The 18,029-nt window shown below is 48.8% G+C and carries 12 protein-coding genes; 5 read left to right on the forward strand and 7 right to left on the reverse strand.

Annotation, left to right across the window (positions count from 1 at the left end):
• The first annotated feature begins 105 nt into the window (after positions 1-105).
• The 3 genes from QL234_RS18025 to QL234_RS18035 all read left to right on the forward strand — a co-directional run bounded on the left by QL234_RS18025 (position 106) and on the right by QL234_RS18035 (position 3,177).
• Entirely contained in the window at positions 106-1,518 is a 1,413-nt protein-coding gene (locus QL234_RS18025) for a hypothetical protein (protein ID WP_281559196.1), read from the forward strand.
• Between the two features lie 105 nt (positions 1,519-1,623).
• Positions 1,624-2,265 carry a LysE family transporter gene (locus tag QL234_RS18030; protein ID WP_281559197.1) on the forward strand — a complete coding sequence of 214 codons (642 nt, stop codon included), beginning with the start codon at positions 1,624-1,626 and terminating at the stop codon, positions 2,263-2,265.
• A 186-nt stretch (positions 2,266-2,451) separates the two neighbouring features.
• The gene (locus tag QL234_RS18035; protein WP_281559198.1) at positions 2,452-3,177 is read left to right on the forward strand and encodes a helix-turn-helix transcriptional regulator; all 726 of its coding nucleotides are present in this window, start codon (positions 2,452-2,454) and stop codon (positions 3,175-3,177) included.
• Positions 3,178-3,256: 79 nt separating this feature from the next.
• Here the strand turns inward: QL234_RS18035 and QL234_RS18040 are convergent, their stop codons facing one another.
• Entirely contained in the window at positions 3,257-3,538 is a 282-nt protein-coding gene (locus QL234_RS18040; protein ID WP_281559199.1) for an accessory factor UbiK family protein, read from the reverse strand.
• Between the two features lie 286 nt (positions 3,539-3,824).
• On the opposite strand from QL234_RS18040, the gene rep reads away from it, so the two are divergent.
• Positions 3,825-5,852 carry a DNA helicase Rep gene (rep, locus tag QL234_RS18045; RefSeq protein WP_281559200.1) on the forward strand — a complete coding sequence of 676 codons (2,028 nt, stop codon included), beginning with the start codon at positions 3,825-3,827 and terminating at the stop codon, positions 5,850-5,852.
• A 28-nt stretch (positions 5,853-5,880) separates the two neighbouring features.
• Positions 5,881-6,444, forward strand: coding sequence for a GNAT family N-acetyltransferase (locus QL234_RS18050; protein WP_281559201.1), 564 nt, complete (start codon positions 5,881-5,883; stop codon positions 6,442-6,444).
• A gap of 44 nt (positions 6,445-6,488) precedes the next feature.
• On the opposite strand, the gene ubiB is transcribed toward QL234_RS18050, so the two are convergent.
• The 6 genes from ubiB to QL234_RS18085 all read right to left on the reverse strand — a co-directional run bounded on the left by ubiB (position 6,489) and on the right by QL234_RS18085 (position 17,866).
• A complete protein-coding gene (gene ubiB / locus QL234_RS18055; protein ID WP_281559202.1) occupies positions 6,489-8,150 on the reverse strand; it encodes a ubiquinone biosynthesis regulatory protein kinase UbiB in 1,662 nt (553 codons plus the stop codon).
• Between the two features lie 16 nt (positions 8,151-8,166).
• Positions 8,167-8,811 (reverse strand): SCP2 sterol-binding domain-containing protein, encoded by a 645-nt coding sequence (locus tag QL234_RS18060; protein ID WP_281559203.1) that lies wholly within the window; start codon positions 8,809-8,811, stop codon positions 8,167-8,169.
• 4 nt (positions 8,812-8,815) lie between these two features.
• Positions 8,816-9,595, reverse strand: coding sequence for a bifunctional demethylmenaquinone methyltransferase/2-methoxy-6-polyprenyl-1,4-benzoquinol methylase UbiE (gene ubiE, locus QL234_RS18065; RefSeq protein WP_281559204.1), 780 nt, complete (start codon positions 9,593-9,595; stop codon positions 8,816-8,818).
• 194 nt (positions 9,596-9,789) lie between these two features.
• Positions 9,790-12,225, reverse strand: coding sequence for a S8 family serine peptidase (locus QL234_RS18070; protein WP_281559205.1), 2,436 nt, complete (start codon positions 12,223-12,225; stop codon positions 9,790-9,792).
• 817 nt (positions 12,226-13,042) lie between these two features.
• Positions 13,043-14,953 (reverse strand): S8 family serine peptidase, encoded by a 1,911-nt coding sequence (locus QL234_RS18075; protein WP_281559206.1) that lies wholly within the window; start codon positions 14,951-14,953, stop codon positions 13,043-13,045.
• Positions 14,954-15,577: 624 nt separating this feature from the next.
• Positions 15,578-17,866 (reverse strand): S8 family serine peptidase, encoded by a 2,289-nt coding sequence (locus tag QL234_RS18085; RefSeq protein WP_348650725.1) that lies wholly within the window; start codon positions 17,864-17,866, stop codon positions 15,578-15,580.
• Positions 17,867-18,029: the final 163 nt, after the last annotated feature.

The raw sequence follows: 18,029 nt of genomic DNA on the forward strand, positions 1-18,029 counted from the left end.
GCCGTTATTTATCGCGGAATTTTTGCTAACAAAATGATTTGTTGGCATTTGATTCCCCCTTCACTTAGCTTACTATAAGCAGATATTTCTTCAGGTAGTATGTATATGAACAAGGTATTTAAAGCGGCCGGCCTTATGCTGGCGACCGGTTTGACGTTAACCGCACAATTTTCACAGGCGGCGGAAGAAAATTCCTCCTGGTTGGCATTGTCCAAGAAAGAACTTAGACAGGTGGAAAGTTATGCCACCGGGTATAAGGATTTTATCCACAAGGCCAGAACGGAAATCACTTTTGTTGATGAAACCGTGAAGCTGGTGGAAGCCCAAGGTTTTAAACCGCTGAAAAGCGACAGCGTATTAACGCCGGGCGCGCGTTTTTATGATGTAAACCGCGGTCGGGCGATGAACTTGATTGTGATCGGTGAAAAGCCGTTAACCGAAGGGGTACGTATTGTCGGCTCCCATATCGACTCGCCGAGAATTGAATTAAAAGGCCGTCCTTTATATGAAAAAGAAGGTTTTGCCCTGGTGCAAACCTATATTCACGGCGGCATCAAAAATTACCAGTGGGTGAATATACCGCTGGCGCTGGTGGGGCATGTCGATAAAAAAGACGGCAGCCGGGTGAAGATTTCCATCGGTCTCGACGCCGACGACCCTGTGTTTATGGTGCCGGACCTGGCTCCGCATGTGGATCAGGAGTACCGTAAGCGAGCAAACCGCGAGGTGATCAAAAAAGAAGAGCTCGATGCCATTATTGCCTCTAAACCGGGCAAAAAATCGAAAGTCAAACAGCAAGTGATTGCCTATCTGAAGAGTGAATATGGGGTTTCCCTTGCCGATCTGGTTTCTGCCGAGCTGGCACTGGTGCCGGCGATGAAACCGCGGGATGTCGGCATCGACCGTGCTTTGATTGCTGCCTATGGCCAGGATGATAAGCTGGCGGCCTATGCCTCGGTTAAAGCCATATTGGAGCAGAAAACCCCGGAATATACCGCGATGGCGTTCCTGGTGGATAACGAAGAAGTCGGCAATATTAATAATACCGGTGCCAAGTCTACCTATCTGGTGGACTTGATTTCTCAAATGCTTTACCTCAATAAAGGCGGCGATTATAACGATCACTTCTTACGCCTGGCGCTGAAAAATACTAAGGTGATCTCTACCGATGTCAATCCTGGGGTTAACCCCAACTGGCCGGGTGTCTGGGATCTGGGCAATGCGCCACGCTTAGGCCAAGGGGTTAACCTTAAGCTTTATGGCGGCGGCTTTAATGCCAATTCCGAATATATTGCCTGGACCCGCAGCTATTTAGACAAAGCGGATATCTTATGGCAAACCAGCACTTATAAAGGTAAGGCTTCCGGCGGTACTATCGGCAGCAGCTTGTCTAAAGATAATATGGAAGTGATCGATTTCGGCGTGCCGGTACTATCTATTCACTCTCCTTATGCCCTGAGTTCAAAAGTGGATATCTACTCCCTGTACCGGGCCATGAGTGCTTTTTACCAGTATTAATGGTATAAAACTGTGTCCCTCTTGGCTGCTCTGAGAATGCCGGGCAGCCGGTAACCGGGACACAGTTTTTGAAATAACTACAGCTTATTAGCGTCGGGAGGTCTTATGGATTTATTTACCGGATTATTACTGATCACTTCAATACACCTGTTGGCGGCGGCCTCTCCCGGGCCCGATTTTGTGTTGGTTTCCCAGCAAACCCTGCGTAACGGCAAAAAAACCGGCCTGTTGATCAGTCTCGGCATCACCTTAGGTTTGTCTATCCATATCCTTTATTCCGCCTTTGGCCTGGCGGCGGTAATTGCCAACTCCTCCATGGCCCTGTGGGCAATTAAGCTTTTTGGCGGCGGCTATTTGTTATATCTGGGTTACCAGGGGTTGAGGTCGAAAGCCCAAGTACAAACTACTCTGGATACCCAAGCTGATGCGGCGCCAATCACTCGTCCGGGATCGGCAAAAAGCATAGGTTTAGGTTTTTTATGCAATGCCCTTAATCCCAAGGCGCCGGTGTATTTTGTTTCTCTTTTTACTTTAGTGTTATCGCCGGATATGCCCTTATATCAAATTGCGGTATATGGCGTCTGGATGATGGTGATCCAGCTTGCCTGGTTCTCCAGTGTGGTGATGTTGCTTTCAAGACCTAAGGTCAATGCCGGCTTTCAGCGTTTTGGCCACTGGATAGACAGGATTTTAGGCGGCGCCATGATCGTCCTGGGGGTAAAACTCCTGACCTCAAAAATTAATTAATTCGTAAAGTAAGATCTTGCCCGCTTGTACTTGTCTCCTGGCGGGTATTTTTGCCTTTTTTACCCTAATTCCCGGTTATTCCTCAATATTCTGCTTTTTATCCCGGCAGGAATACCTAAGAATACCCTTCAGCAGCCGGCGCTATTCATCTAATTTACAGGCAAATATTTTATATAAGGGATCACTATGACACTTGGTGAACAATTTAAGCAACTCAGGCATGAGCTGGGATTAAGCCAACCGGAATTAGCACAGCTGGCGGGGATAGAGCAGTCTTATTTATCCAAGCTGGAAAATGATAAGTCGGTACCGTCCAATGAAATTTTCAGAAGTTTACTTAAGGCCTTTAACCTGGAGCTGAATCAGTTCCTGACACGTTTTGATGTAAACGCCAGCCGGGGGCAATTAAGCCAGATCCCGGATATCGAGCACTGGCTGAAACAACAACAGCAACAGCAAAGCACAACACAAAGACGTTATTTATACGGCTGCAGCGCCCTGATCGTGATAGCGGTCACTTTGTTTTATAGCGGTTTCAGTACGCTTTTGTTTGGCGAAACCCGTTATCAGTATGAATCTCTGGGGGTGGTACTGCCCGGTGAGCCTAAAGATATCTTTAGCAGCTGGTCAAGGCTGATAACGGGGAACGGTGAAGAGCATCGCCAGCTGCATATCAAGAAAAAAATGGAGATGGAGAAACGCAAAGACGCCAAATACCAGTTGCTTTGGCAGAACTTAGGTCCGTATTTCACTGAGCAGGTCAGCGGGGGATTACGCCTTTATAAGCTAGATAAGCATGAGCAGGAGCAGGAGCCGAGACTTATCAATGCCTTGCTGCAAATTTTAGGGGTACTGTTGTTTTCTGCCGGTATTATGGGTTTTGTTTTGGAAAGGAAACTCTTTAACCGGTAATGGACCTGTTCCGCTTACTTTCCGGCCGCCTTTAATTACCTTTGAGGCGGCCGGTTAACAGCGGGAAAAGGGCAAAGTGTTAGTCTTCGCTTGTCTCTTTTACTGTCAGCTGTTTTTCCTGCAAACGTCCTTCAAGCTCGGTAATTTTGTTTTCCAGCATGCTTAACTGGGCGCGGGTTTTGATCAATACCTGGGTTTGCACATCAAATTCTTCGCGGGTGACCACATCTAACTGAGACAATTTACGTTGTAATACCGTTTTGGTCTTATCTTCAAGATCGGTCGCTATGGTTTTTAATCCCGGCGGGATGGAATCCGTGACCTGACGGGCAATTTCTTCAATTTTTTTAGCGTTTAACATAGGGCTAAGCTGCTTTATCTACTGTACTTGCGCCTATTGTAAACACTTTTAAGGCGCGAGTATAAAGTTATTGGCTAAATTTCTTGCGCCAAAGTTAAAAGACAGATGTTGTCCGGGAAAAAAAAGGGTAAAATCTGCGCTTTCATAATCGCCGGGATCTTGAACCCGGCTATTCTGCTTGAGCCGCCTTACTTTAGGTAAAAAGTTTAGGCATAAAATGCGGCGGAGAGCCTTTTCCCTGAAAAGTATTTGATAACCTGTAAATTTTTTAGAAAACTGATCCAATATGAAACTTAATCCCGGACAAAATGAAGCGGTAAAATATGTAAGCGGCCCCTGCCTGGTACTGGCGGGTGCCGGCAGTGGTAAAACCGGGGTTATTTGTCAGAAAATAGCCTACCTGATCCAAAAGTGTGACTACAAGGCGAGAAACATTGCCGCGGTAACCTTTACCAATAAAGCCGCCCGGGAAATGAAAGAGCGGGTCAGTAAAATGCTTGGCCGCGAGCTGACCCGGGGCTTGACGGTATCGACTTTCCACTCCCTGGGGCTGGATATCGTGCGCCGGGAAATCAAAACCTTAGGTTATAAGCCGGGTTTTACCCTGTTTGACGATCAGGATACCCTGGCGCTGTTAAAGGAGCTGACCGAACAGGAGCTCGACGGCGATAAGGATCTGCTGAATAAATTACAGGGTATGATTTCCAACTGGAAAAACGACCTGCTGCTGCCGGACGGGGCGCTGAAAACCGCCGGTGATGCCGATGCCGCCTTATATGCCGAGTTTTACGCCCGCTACCAGAAACATATGAAGGCCTACAATGCCCTGGACTTTGATGATCTGATCCTTATCCCGACTTTATTGCTGCGTAACTATCCGGAAGTACGCCAGCGCTGGCAAAATAAAATCCGTTATATGCTGGTGGACGAATACCAGGATACCAATGCCAGCCAGTATGAATTTGTTAAACTGATCACCGGCGAACGCGGCCGTTTAACTGTGGTAGGAGACGATGACCAGTCGATTTATTCCTGGCGCGGGGCCAAACCGGAAAACCTGGTGTTGCTCGGCAAAGACTTCCCTACCCTGAAGCTGATCAAGCTCGAGCAAAACTACCGCTCCAGCGGCCGTATCCTTAAATGTGCCAATATACTCATTGCCAATAACCCCCATGTTTATGACAAGGCGCTGTTCAGTGAGCTTGCTTACGGGCTGGAATTGCGGGTGGTACAGACAAAAAATGAAGAAAATGAAGTAGAGCGCCTGGTGGGTGAGCTGATTGGTCACAGGTTCCAGAATAAAAGCCAGTTTAAGGATTATGCGGTCTTGTACCGGGGTAATCACCAGTCGCGTTTGCTGGAAAAGGCGATGATGACCAACCGTATTCCCTATAAGATCAGCGGCGGCACCTCCTTTTTCTCCCGCAGCGAAATCAAAGATATCATGGCCTATTTAAGGGTGCTGGTGAACCCCGATGATGATAATGCTTTTTTACGTATCGTTAACGTGCCGCGCCGTGAAATAGGCCCGACTACCCTGGAAAAACTGGGCAGCTACGCCAATATGCGTCAGATCAGTATGTTTGCCGCCAGTTTTGAGTTGGGGTTAGAGCAACACCTGACCGGGCGTGGTCTGGCCAGCGTGCAGCGCTTTACCCGCTGGATCGTGGAAACCGCCGACAATGCCGAACGTGGTGATACCGCCGCGGTATTGCGCTCGATGATCCGGGAAATCAATTACGAAGACTGGCTATACGATACCTCCCCCAGTGCCAAGGCGGCGGAAATGCGCATGAAAAACGTCACCCAGTTATTCAGCTGGGTCACGGAAATGCTGGAAGGGGGTGAGCTGGACGAGCCCATGACCTTGCCGCAAATTGTTACCCGTTTGACCTTGCGCGACATGATGGAGCGCAATGAAGAGGAAGATATGGCGGATCAGGTACAGCTGATGACCCTGCATGCCTCCAAAGGGCTGGAATTCCCCTATGTCTTTTTGATCGGCATGGAAGAAGGCCTGCTGCCCCACCAAACCAGTGTTGATGAAGGCAATGTTGAAGAAGAGCGCCGCCTGGCCTATGTAGGTATCACCCGGGCGCAGCGTGAGCTGATTTTTACCTATGCCCGGGAGCGCCGGCAATTCGGTGAAGTGGCCCGTACCGAGCCGAGCCGTTTCTTATATGAGTTGCCGCAGAATGATCTTATCTGGGAAAGCGGCAGGGCCCAGCCCACCGCAGAGCAAAAACAGGAAAAAGGTAAAGCCGGGGTCGCCAATTTACGGGCTATGCTTAAAGCTAAAAGCGAGAAAAAATAGTTTACTGCCAGAAAGGAGGCACAGCTTTATGATGCAGGTCTTGCCCAGCCTGACCACAGAGCATTTGGAGATTTCTGTACTGCAGCCGGGAGATTATGCCCTGCTGCAACACTATTACCGGGAAAACGAGCAGCATCTGGCGCCCTGGGAGCCGCTCAGGGAAACGGATTATCATCAGGAGGCGGAAGTACAGAAAAGGCTGACCCGGGCGCTTACCGGCTTTAACAAGGGCCGGGAGCTGCATTTTGCCGCGTATTTTCCGGGGGAAAATGAAATTGTCGCCCTGGCCACCTATAGCAATCTCATCCACGGGCCGTTTCAGGCCTGCTATCTCGGCTACTCTATTGCCGGAAAATATCAGGGACGGGGGCTGATGGCGGAAATGCTGATCGCCACCAATGCTTTTGTTTTTGAGCAGCTGGGCATGCACAGGATCATGGCCAATTATATGCCGGAAAATATCCGCAGTGAACGCTTACTACAACGCCTGGGCTTTGAAAAAGAAGGGCTGGCCAAGTCTTATCTCAAGATTGCCGGTCAGTGGCGGGATCATATTTTAACGGCGAAAATCAACCCGGCGGAAATCGATTAAGCATCAAATCACTTCAGCATCCGGGTTGTTGGTGCTTTTAGCCATTAATCATTGGCTGGTTTCTTTTTTAACGCCAATAAGGCCATCACCGCACCGGCACCGCCAAGTATCAGCGCCGCCAGGTTATTGTGCTCAATAAATAATAAGGTGGCACTGATGAGCAGAGCGCCGGAAAAAACCGCGTACAGCAGCTTTTGGCTGTTTTGTTCTTGTTGCCGGTTAAGTTGGCTGATCAGCTGGGCCTGTTGGATTTGGTTATCTTTACCGGCTTTTAAATAGTCATAGACCAGATCCGGCATTTCCGGCAGCTTCTCATTCCAGAACGGCAGGTTTTCCCTGACCTTGGTCAGGATGGCCTTCGGCCCCATTTGCTGTTTCACCCAGCTTTCCAGGAAAGGTTTAGCGGTTTGCCATAAATCTAGTTGCGGATAGAGCTGGCGGCCCAAACCTTCGATATAAAGCAAGGTTTTTTGCAATAGCACCAGCTGGGGTTGTACTTCCATATTAAAGCGCCGGGCGGTATTAAACAGGTTGACCAATACCTGGCCGAAGGAGATCTCCGCCAGCGGTTTGTTGAAGATCGGCTCACAGACAGTGCGGATGGCAAATTCAAATTCGTCGACGCTGGTTTCATAGGGCACCCAGCCGGAGTCCACGTGCAACTGGGCGACCTTACGGTAATCCCGGTTAAAAAAGGCGACGAAGTTTTCCGCCAGATAACGTTTATCTTCGCGGTTCAGGGTGCCGACGATACCGCAGTCGATGGCGATCCAGGTGGGATCTTCCGGGTTGCTGGCATCGACAAAGACATTACCCGGATGCATATCCGCATGAAAAAAGCTGTCGCGAAACACCTGGGTAAAGAATACTTCGACACCGCGCTCCGCCAGCAGCTTCATATTGACCTGTTGCTGATGCAGGGTTTCTATTTCGCCAACCCCTATGCCATAGATACGCTCCATCACCAGGACGTTTTTATGGCAGTATTCGCTGTAAATATCAGGCACATACAAGACTTTATCGCTTGATCTGCCCTGTTCGAAATTACGCTTGAGCTGGATGGCATTGGCGGCTTCGCGCATTAAATCCAGTTCATCCAATATGGTTTTACGATATTCCGCCACCACCTCTTTCGGGCGCAGGCGTTTGCCGTCCGGCAACCAGCGGGCGACAATGGCGGCAAACATGGCCATTACCTTGATATCGGCGAGAATGATCTTACTGATCCCCGGACGCAACACCTTAAGCACCACATCCCGCCCCTGGCCGGCTTTGCCGTCGGGATAAAAGCTGGCGGTATGTACCTGGGCGATAGAGGCGGATGCCAGCGGCGTCATGTCAAAGTCGCCAAAATGCAGGTTAAAAGCCTCTTCCCCCATGGCCTTGATAATGATTTGCCTGGCCTGCTCGCCGTCAAAAGGCAAGACCTGGTCTTGCAGCGCCGCCAGTTCATCGGCAAAGTCCGGTGGCAATAAATCGCGGCGGGTGGATAACATCTGGCCGAACTTGATAAATACCGGACCTAAGGATTCGATGGCCAGGCGGAATCTCAGCGCCAGCGGTTTGTCTTTATGCTTGTTCCTTAACCAGAACAGGGAGTGGCGGAACAGGCGCACATACCAGGGCAGAGCCTGTTTCGGCAACAGTTCGTCTAAGCCGTATTGTAAAAAGGTTTTCAGTATCTGATAAAGACGATGGCTGTTCACATGTACCCTTGTAATATTATTTGTTGGTGTCGGTGGCTGGGCTGGTTTTCAGCTGCTCATCCATGCGCTGCAGGCGCGTGGCCAGGGCCTGGGTTTGTGCGGCTAAGGTGCTTACCTGCTCATTGAAATAACTAAGCTGGCTGTTGGTTACCGCCAACTTCTGCTCATGTACCAGGTATTCACCGGCATCCGACTGGATTTGCCGGGCGGCAAAGGCGAACTTTTTCTTAAGGGCCTGGCCAGTTTGGACCAGCTTATGGGTGGCGATATCGCCGATATAGCGGGCCAGTTCACTTTGCCAGTCTATTTCCAGGTTATCCGCGACAGCAGCAAAGCCCTGGGCGACCTTTAAATCTCCCTGAATATCGAGTAAATCTTCTTTAATGAGTTGGGTTACAGCCTGCTCTTTCTTCAGCCGCAACAAGGTTTTGATACCGGTATTGATTTCGCAATCTGCCCGTTCTTCGATACCGGTAACCATGATTTGTCCGCCGGTGACGGTAAAGCTGAGCGGGAAGGCCAGCTCGCTTAAGTTAACCGTTAAGGTCAAACCGGCTAACTTATCCAGCTGGCTGTTGCCATGAATATTAAGCGCCAGTGCTTTATTGATCACAAGTTCAAGTGTGGCGCTTAAGGTTTGTGCCGGCATCAACATACTCATAAGATCAGAACTTATAACCTTTATGCAGGGCCACTATGCCGCCGGTGAGGTTTTTATAGCCGGCTTGTTCAAAACCTGCATTTTCCATCATGCCTTTAAGGGTGTCCTGATCCGGGTGCATACGGATGGATTCCGCCAGGTACTGGTAACTGTCGCCGTCTTTGGCCACCAGCTCGCCCATTTTCGGCAGGATATTAAAAGAATAGAAATCATAAGCCTTGTTCAGCAGTTCGTGCTCAGGCTTGGAGAACTCCAGCACCAGCAAACGGCCGCCGGGTTTTAATACCGAATAGATAGAGCGCAGCGCCTTGTCTTTATCGGTGACATTGCGCAGGCCAAAGGCGATAGTGACGACATCAAAGGTATTTTCTTCAAACGGCAGGGCTTCTGCATTGGCCTGGACGTATTCGATATTTTGTACCAAACCGCGGTCGCGTAATTTGTCGCGGCCGACATTAAGCATAGAGCTGTTGATGTCGGCTAAGATCACTTTACCTTCCTTGCCCACCAGTTGTGAGAACTTGGCGGTTAAGTCGCCGGTGCCGCCGGCCAAATCCAGCACTTTGTTCCCCGGGCGTACGCCGCTGGCATCTATGGTAAAACGTTTCCATAAGCGGTGAACGCCAAATGACATAAGATCATTCATCACATCGTATTGTTTGGCGACCGAATGAAAAACCCCGGCCACCATGGAGGCCTTGTCGTTTTTCTCGACGGTTTTATAACCAAAATGTGTGGTGCTGTCCTGCTTATTTTCCTGATGATCTGGGTTTGATGATGACATGGGCAATTCACTTATCACTAAAATTGCCGATAGTTTACTGCATGCCCGGGCAATCAACAATTGGCTTAACGGGAATAATGGCATTTACTGAGATAAATCAATAGCAGCAGGTCGGGGAAATGGGCATTTGCATAAAAAAAATCCCCGCGGGAGCGGGGATTTTAACTTGGGAGAAACTAAGGACAGTTAAATGTTTACTTCCATACGGCGTCTAGGGTTACGCCGGAGAAAGTGCTGTAGGCATTTACCGCAATATGCCAGATACCTGCACTTGGTGAAGTGAAGCTACAGGTTTCTTCATTACTGGCGCTTTCAGATAAGCAGTCGTAAGTTGAAGATGTTGGCTGGCTGCCGAAACGTACATACAGATCTGCATCACCGGTACCACCTGTGGTGGTGATGTCCAGGCTGGTCATGCCCGCAGGAACTTCAATGGTGAAGAACTTGGCGTAACCTGAAGAAGCTGAAACGCCGGTTTCCTGCATGCTGCCACCCGGGTTGCTGCTACTTTCGGTAAAGCTACCGGTCAGGCTGACACCGCTATAGGCGCTGTAACCGTTCAGCATTACGTAGTAAGTACCTGCCTGAGCAGTGGCAATATCACAAGATTCAGTGCTGTTGCTGTTCCATGAACGACAGTCAAAACCGCCTGTGCTGGTTGTCGGTGCCGAGCCAAACTTCACATACATATCGGCATCGCCTGAGCCGCCGGTCGTGTTAAAGCTTAAGCCAGTTGCGCCGGCCGGAACTTCCAGGGTGAATACCTGAGTTTCGTCTTTGGCGCCGGACAATGATGTTTTGGCAACACCGTTAGTCAGCTCAGTGCCGGTTACCGGCGGTTCAACAACTACGCTGCCACAGTTAGCCGCCATGTAGTCGGAAGCGTCTTTTGCCTGTACTAAACCGTAACCGGTTTTGTCGTCGCGACCGGCAGTTTCCAGGTCAAGGGCAGTATTTTTAAGGGCAGTACGTACTTCATCGGCTGTACAGGAGATGTTGTTACTCCAGGCCAATGCTGCAACGGCTGCTACATGCGGTGTTGCCATGGAAGTACCGTTGTAATAGGCATAATCCTGGTTGCCAACAACGCTTAAGCTAACCGACTGACCGACCATGCCTTGTAATGTTTGGCCTAAAGCGCGGTCTACCGATACGGTAGGTACTGTGATATCGCTGCCGGCATCAACCAGGAACGGGCTTTGCAGTGCCGTGCGGTCGCTGTCACTGAAAACAATCACACCTGTGGCACCTGCATCGGTACAGGCTTTAGCCGGATTGATTTCAGGGTAGTTGCTGCCAATCTGGTTGTCGTTACGTTCGGCAAGACAAATGTTGCCGGAAACATTGCTACAGCTGTAGCTTGAGCCTGATACGGTACATTGACCTAGAATACCGCTGGCTGAGCCGTTGAAGTTATCAACCGCGTAGCTGCTGCCGCTTGGCGTGAAACGGGTTTGTGGTACCACCATGTCGTTGGCATAAGTTGTGCCGCCGATAGTGATTGAACCTAAACGGCCATCACCGGCAACGGTAGATAAAATCGCTTCACCCGGACCGGCAACTTCAACCTGGGCGGTATATTGAGAAAACTCTGCGTGACGGCCGCTGGCATCGACTGCACCTACCGCCATTACGGTATCGTAAGAGGCCGGGTATGACAGGCTGGAGTCGCCGTCGTTACCTGAAGCGGCAATCAGTAAAACACCGGCATTTGTTGCGGCTTCTAAGCCATTTCTTTCTGTGGTCGTAGCACTTGGGCCACCTAAACTCATGTTAACCACTTTGGCGCCGTTGTTAACACAGGTATCAACCGCGTCAACCAATTCTGAGCTGTAACCCCAGCCGCTTTCGTTAAATACTTTCACTATGTGCAGGTTAACGTTAGTGTTAGGCAATACCCCGACCACACCTTCGCTATTGTTTACTGCGGCAATAGTACCGGCAACATGGGTACCGTGAGAACCGCCGTTTTGGTACCAGTTACCTGTACCTGAGTCATTGGTGCCTGAGTGGTTGTTGGCATTTAAATCAGGGTTAGAACGCTCGTAACCTGAATCGATAATACAAACCGTCATGTTACCGGCGGCGCTGTCGCTTAGTTGATCCGCCTGGACATTGCCTATACCCCAAGGCTGCATTTGTGAGGCAAGGTAGCGCAATTCATCTTTCTCTGAATATTCAACATTCTTGTCGCTGTTAATGCTGTTAAGCATTGCCTTGATATTTTGTTTTTTAGCCGCTTTATCGACAGCGAAAACATGGACATTGTTTTTCATCGCCTTAACGTGGGTAAGGCCGGCGCCTGTGGTTTTGCTTAATTTCGTCGCCATTGCCTGGTGCAGGCTGTCTGCACTGATGTTGTTCAGTTCGGCAACCGACTTACCGGCGAACATGATTTGGCGCAGGTTAGCGGAATCTTTGTATTTCACTATGATGCGTTCATTCATCGCATCTCTTTTGGCTTGTTTTTCGCTGGCTAACCAGGAGGCAAAAGCTTTACCGTTATTGTTGGCGGCTTCAAAGCTTTGCAGGGTACCGTTTGCTGCGATGGTTTGTTGTGCGCCTAACGCGGCACAAACACCGATAACGAGCTTAGATAAAGCTCTTTTATTTGTCTGGATCTTTTTCATGCTACTTCCATCTCTAATTATATTTTTTATGGCGACTGTTATTATTGTTATTAGTCTTACTTATTCTTTTTTTATCATTTTCGGTTTAAGCAGCCAGTAAGTATTTATGCGTTATTAAATGCCTGCTCAACCACCCCTTCGTTGAGGGGAAAATTGATAGTAGCAAGTGATATCCAGCCATCTAGCAAATTCCCGCCAGCTTTTCGCATATTCACGACCTCGATTTTTTTATTGTTTAAAATCAAGTTGTTATTGGCTTAACTTTGAATTAAAACAAGTGTTTTATTTTTGTGTTCATCTGTGTGGTTGAAAAAACACCTGGGCCGGATTGAAAAACCGTCAGTTTGTTTTCCTGCTGCGCAGATTTAAGCAAAGGAAAATAGAAAATACTGCGATAGGTCAGGCCGGGACATTATCAGCAGGGTTTAATAATTATTTATTCCCGATGAATAACTAACTTATTTCGATTTGCTTTAGCCTGATTGCCGATGCCTGGCATCTGTCGGGTTTAACGAACATGTGCCGGTTCAGTGCCAACTGAGCGATAAGGTCTGCGGCAGCCAGAGGCCTTCCCTGTTTGTTGTTACCCGAGCGGGGCTTGCTTGTGGGTTGAAACAGTGAGGGGAAGCAATGTATGGCTTTGTCTTTAGATGTTGCCGACATTGATTGGATGTGTTTCCTGGCTGCTGCTGGTTAATGGTATAAGGCGGCATTTGCATGGCCGCACAAATGACGTATAAAAAAAATCTCCGCCATAAGGCGGAGATTTTACTGTGGGAACATAATGCTTGTTGAGCTTAGCTAGTTACTGCCTGGATTAATTCCACTGGGCAGTTAATGTCAGGTTGCTTACTCTGCGGTAGGCGTAAACTTCGATTTGCCAGCTACCGGCTGTAGGGTTGCTGATAGTACAGCTTTCTACATTGTTGTTTGAAGTTGACTCACATACTGCTGTTGAAGAACCCGGCTGGTAGATATAAAGATCTGCATCGCCGCTGCCACCAGAAGTGTTGATAGTGAAGCTGGTTGTACCGGCAGGGATATCAACGTTGAAGTACTCAGAGTTTCTTCTGCTGATAGAAATGCCTGTCTCTTCCATGCTGTTGCCGTTTGCCGGTGGCTCAGTTGTACCGCCACAACCGTTGGCAGTTAAGTAATCGTGAGCTGCTTTGGCTTTAACTACACCGTGACCGAAGTAAACATCGTGACCGGCATCGCCTAAATCAGCTGCCGTGGCTTTTAACACGTTACGGATGTCTGTACCGGTACACTCAGTATGGTTAGACCATACCAGGGCGGCAATACCTGCTACTGCAGGAGTCGCCATAGAAGTGCCTGTCATGTAGCCGTAGCTGCTGGCAGAAATGTCGATGCTGGCAGTTGAAGCGGCAACTAAGGCTGCTTTGTCTTCCAGTGCAGTACCTACCGCTGGGATTGTTGTTGCGTTGGTTTCACCTAAAGTACCGGATAAAACGCCGGAAACATTATTGATGATGATAGCGCCGATACCGCCAGAGTTTTCACAGTTTTGTACTTTATCATGGAAAGAGATATTACCACGGTCAATCACACAAACTTTACCGTTAGCCGCGCTGTCTGTTGCTTCAGCCGTACCCATGTAGTAAGTGCTGCCGGAAACAGAACCGGTATTTTCCATTGCTGTTGATGCATAGCTTTGACCGCCTGCAGTAGTTACCGATAAGCTCGCCATATCTTGCGGGTAAGTGGATAATACGTTTACACCACCGGCAGTGACTTCAACACAGTCATCTTTGGTTGATGAACAGCTAGGGTATTGAGAAGAGTCATAACGGCCGTTGTCGGCATCGTTACCGCCGATCATCATGACCGACTCATATCCGGCAGGGTAAGAACGAACACTGTTACCGTCGTTACCGGCTGCTGCAACTACCAGGCCTCCGGCTGCGGTAAAGGCGTCAAAGGCATTTTCTTCGGCACGGTTAGAAGCACCACCACCTAAACTCATGTTAATGATGTTAGCACCGGCATCGGTACATTTTTGTGCAGCATAGGCCAAATCAGAAGAGTAACCCCAACCACTGGCATTAAATACCTTGATGATGTGCATATCAACACCCGGTGCCATACCGATAACACCGATATTGTTATCTGCTGCACCGATAGTACCGGCTACGTGGGTACCGTGTGGTCCGCCGTGTTCATCCCAGTTGCCTGTGCCTGAGTCGTTATCGCCTGTGATGCCGGCCCAGTTAAAGTCAGGGTTAGTTCTGTCCAGACCCGAGTCGATAACACAGACTTTCATACCGGCGTTGGCATTAAAGGTTACCTGGTTGGCTTCTGACTGATAAACAGAATAAGGTGTTAATTGCTCGGTACGGGGATCGCCGATATCATCATTGAAGGCAGCCATAGGGTAACGACGTGCATCTTCCTGGATTTCAAGAGAAGCAAATGCCGCCTGATTGATCTGGTCAGAAGCCGTGTTCAAACCTCTGTCCTGCAGGGCTTTAACCGGGTTGCTCATCATCTTCTTAACGCTGTTTAAGCTTTTGCCTTCAAAAGTCGCCGAGATAAAACCGTTGGCATCAACATGGATATTTGCGCCAAGCTTTTTCGCCATGGCTTTAACCGCTTGCTTGTTGCTGTCTTCTACATGGATGATATACCTGTTGTCTTCTGCCTGGGCTGCAAAAGCACTGGAGATGGCTAATGCGATAACTGATGTAGTGAACTTTGACATTTTCATATTATTCTCTCTGGAAGATATTTATTATTGTTTCAACTGCCGGTGTTATTGTTATTTGCTGCAGTTGCTTTTACTTGCTTATGTTCGGTTATTAGCGCGGCCGTTTTGTTATTATTGTTACGGCGGCATTTATTTTTTAGATGAACGGCAATACTTCTCAACCTAAAAGGTGCCTGAGCTTCCTTGCTCCGAGCACTATTCGATACTAACAACTGGTTAGTTCTCATCTAGTAAATTCGCGACAGCTTTTCGCTTAATTCCGACAGGGTGAAAATAAGCCTTTAAAAACATATGCTTGCTAGTTCAATAAAAGTGACTGTGCGTTTTTTGTCGATGATTTGGCGCAGATTCACCAAAATGGGGAATAAGGGTGTTGGCGGAATAAGCATAAAGTGCGGCTTTCTCACCCGCTTGGGGTTACGATAAGCAGTGCGGGAAGGGAAAGTTGTGATTAACCGTAAGGTTTTCTTCTCATCGGGCGGGTTTGTTAACGAATATTTTTTGCCGGTGATGATGGTGTGATGGCTATTTTTACTCCCAAAGTAAAAAAGCCATTATCAGGAGCAAGTCCCGATAATGGCTTTTGCTGGATAAATCTCAAATCACTTGAGAGTTATCGGCTTTTTATTTGAAGTTGATGGTCCATGAATTCAAGGTACCTGTGTCGCCACCGGCATTGTCATGAACTTTCAGTGTCCAGTTACCGTTGCGCTCGCTGCTGGCAAAACCTTCAACATTATAGCTTTCTTTAATATCGTCGGTGCTTCTGCCGGTGTAGCTGCGCAGTACCTGCTCGGCACCGCTAGGCGATACTAAGGTCAACAGTAAGTCACCGCTATAAGTGTGGGTGATGTCTACATCAACCGTGGCGATAGCACTTGAGCCGCTGTCGTTAACCGTGATGCTGCTGCTGGTGGTGTTATTGTCAGTGATGCTGGCGCTTGTGGTATTGCTGTAAGTATTGGTCACCGGAGTAGATCCGCCTTCGGTGTAGCTTGCTACCAGGCTGACATCGCTGAAGGTGCTGTAAGCAGAAACCGTAACGTGGTAAGTACCTTCCTGTGCGGAAGCGATGGCACAGCTTTCGGTGCTGCTGCCGGATTCAGATTTACAGTCATTGCTGCTGGAGCTGGCTGCTGAGCCGAATTTAACGTATAAATCTGCATCGCCGCCGTTGCCGCCGCTGGTGTTAAAGCTCAGGTTGGTAGCGCCTGCCGGTACCTGGAAGGTATAGGTCAGGTCTTGTCCTCTACTGGCTGCAAGACCGGTTTTTGCTACGCCGTTGGTTAATTCATTGCTGCTAACCGGGCCGCTACAACCGTGCTCTGTGATGTAATCGCTGGCAGCTTTGGCCTTAACCACACCGTAACCGTAGTAAACATCGTGACCGGCCTCGCCTAAATCTTCAGCCGTTGCTTTTAATACTTCACGGATCTGGGTACCGGTACATTGAGTATGGTTTGACCAAACCAGGGCAGCAACACCGGAAACGCCAGGCGTCGCCATGGAAGTACCGCTGATGATGTTGTAACCGGTGGCCGTAACATCTACGCTCATGAAACCGCCAGCCGTCAGGGCTGCTTTGTCGGCAAGTAAAGCTGTTACCGTTGGGATAGTTAAACTGTTGTTTTCGCCTAAAGTAGCGCCTAAAGTACCGGCTTCGTTATTGATGATGATAGCGCCGGTACCGCCTGAGTTTTCACAGTTTTGCACTTTATCATGGAAAGAAATATTACCGCGGTCAATCACACAGATATTGCCGTTGGCGCCGGCATCAGTTGATTCGGCTGTACCCATATAATAAGTGTTGCCGGAGAAAGTCCCTGGTGGTGTGTTTGAGTCAGAGGCAATAGACGCAGCGTAAGTTTGTCCGCCGATGTTGATTTCTGCCAGGGTCGGCGTATCCATAGGGTAGGTAGACAATACATCTAAACCACCGGCCGTGACTTCAACACAGTCGTCACGGGTAGCTTGACAGCTAGGGAACTGGGAAGATTCATAGCGGCCATTGTCCTTGCTGTTACCGCCGATCATCATTACCGACTCATAACCGGCAGGGTATGAACGGGTATTGTCGCCGTCGTTACCTGCTGCCGCGACCACTAAACCACCGGCGGCGGTAAAGGCGTCAAAGGCATTTTCTTCAGTGGCATTGGCTCCGCCGCCGCCTAAACTCATGCTGATAATGTTGGCACCGGCATCGGTACATTTTTGCGCGGCATGGGCCAGATCGGAAGAATAACCCCATTTACCGTCGGTATCACGGAACACCTTGATAATATGCATATCTACGCCCGGCGCCATACCAACAACGCCGATGTCATTGTCTAATGCACCGATAGTACCGGCTACGTGAGTACCGTGTGAGCCGCCGTCATTCCAGTTGCCTGTGCCTGAGTCGTTGTCGCCGGTGATATTGTTCCAGTCGAAATCCTGGTGATGCTGGTCAAGACCTGAATCGACCACACAAACCTTCATGCCGGCATTGGCATTAAAAGTCACCTGGTCGGCTTGTGACTGCTTGATAGAATAAGGCGTGATTTGCTGGGTGCGCGGATCGCCGGCATCATCATCGTAAGTGGCCATCAGGTAGCGAGGGTGATCGATTTCTATGGCATTAAAAACGGCATTGTTGATGTCCGCAGTAGCTTTTAAGCCTTTAGCTGCTAACGCCTCAACCGGGTTGCTCATCATTTTTTTAACAGAGTTTAAGCTCTTGCCTTTAAAGGTGGCCGAGATAAAGCCGTCGGCATCTACTTTGATTTCACCACCAAGTTTTTTCGCTAATGCTTTAACCGCAGCTTTATTGTTGTTATCTACATTGATGATATATCTTTCGTCTGCTGCCTGTACGGCAAAAGCACTTGATACCGCTAAAGCAATAACGGATGCGGTAAATTTTGACACTTTCATGTTTACTCCATCGGGGAATTCTATCGAAATGTTTTTATGGTTTAAGTGCGGTTATTTTTATTATTGATGCACGATTTGATTTTTTAATTATGTGATTTAGATGAACGGAAGACATCCGTTTGGTTCAGGCTAAATGTGTCAAAGCTATCCTGCCCTGAGCGTT

Source organism: Thalassomonas sp. RHCl1 (assembly GCF_947387555.1).
Classification (GTDB): domain Bacteria; phylum Pseudomonadota; class Gammaproteobacteria; order Enterobacterales; family Alteromonadaceae; genus Thalassomonas.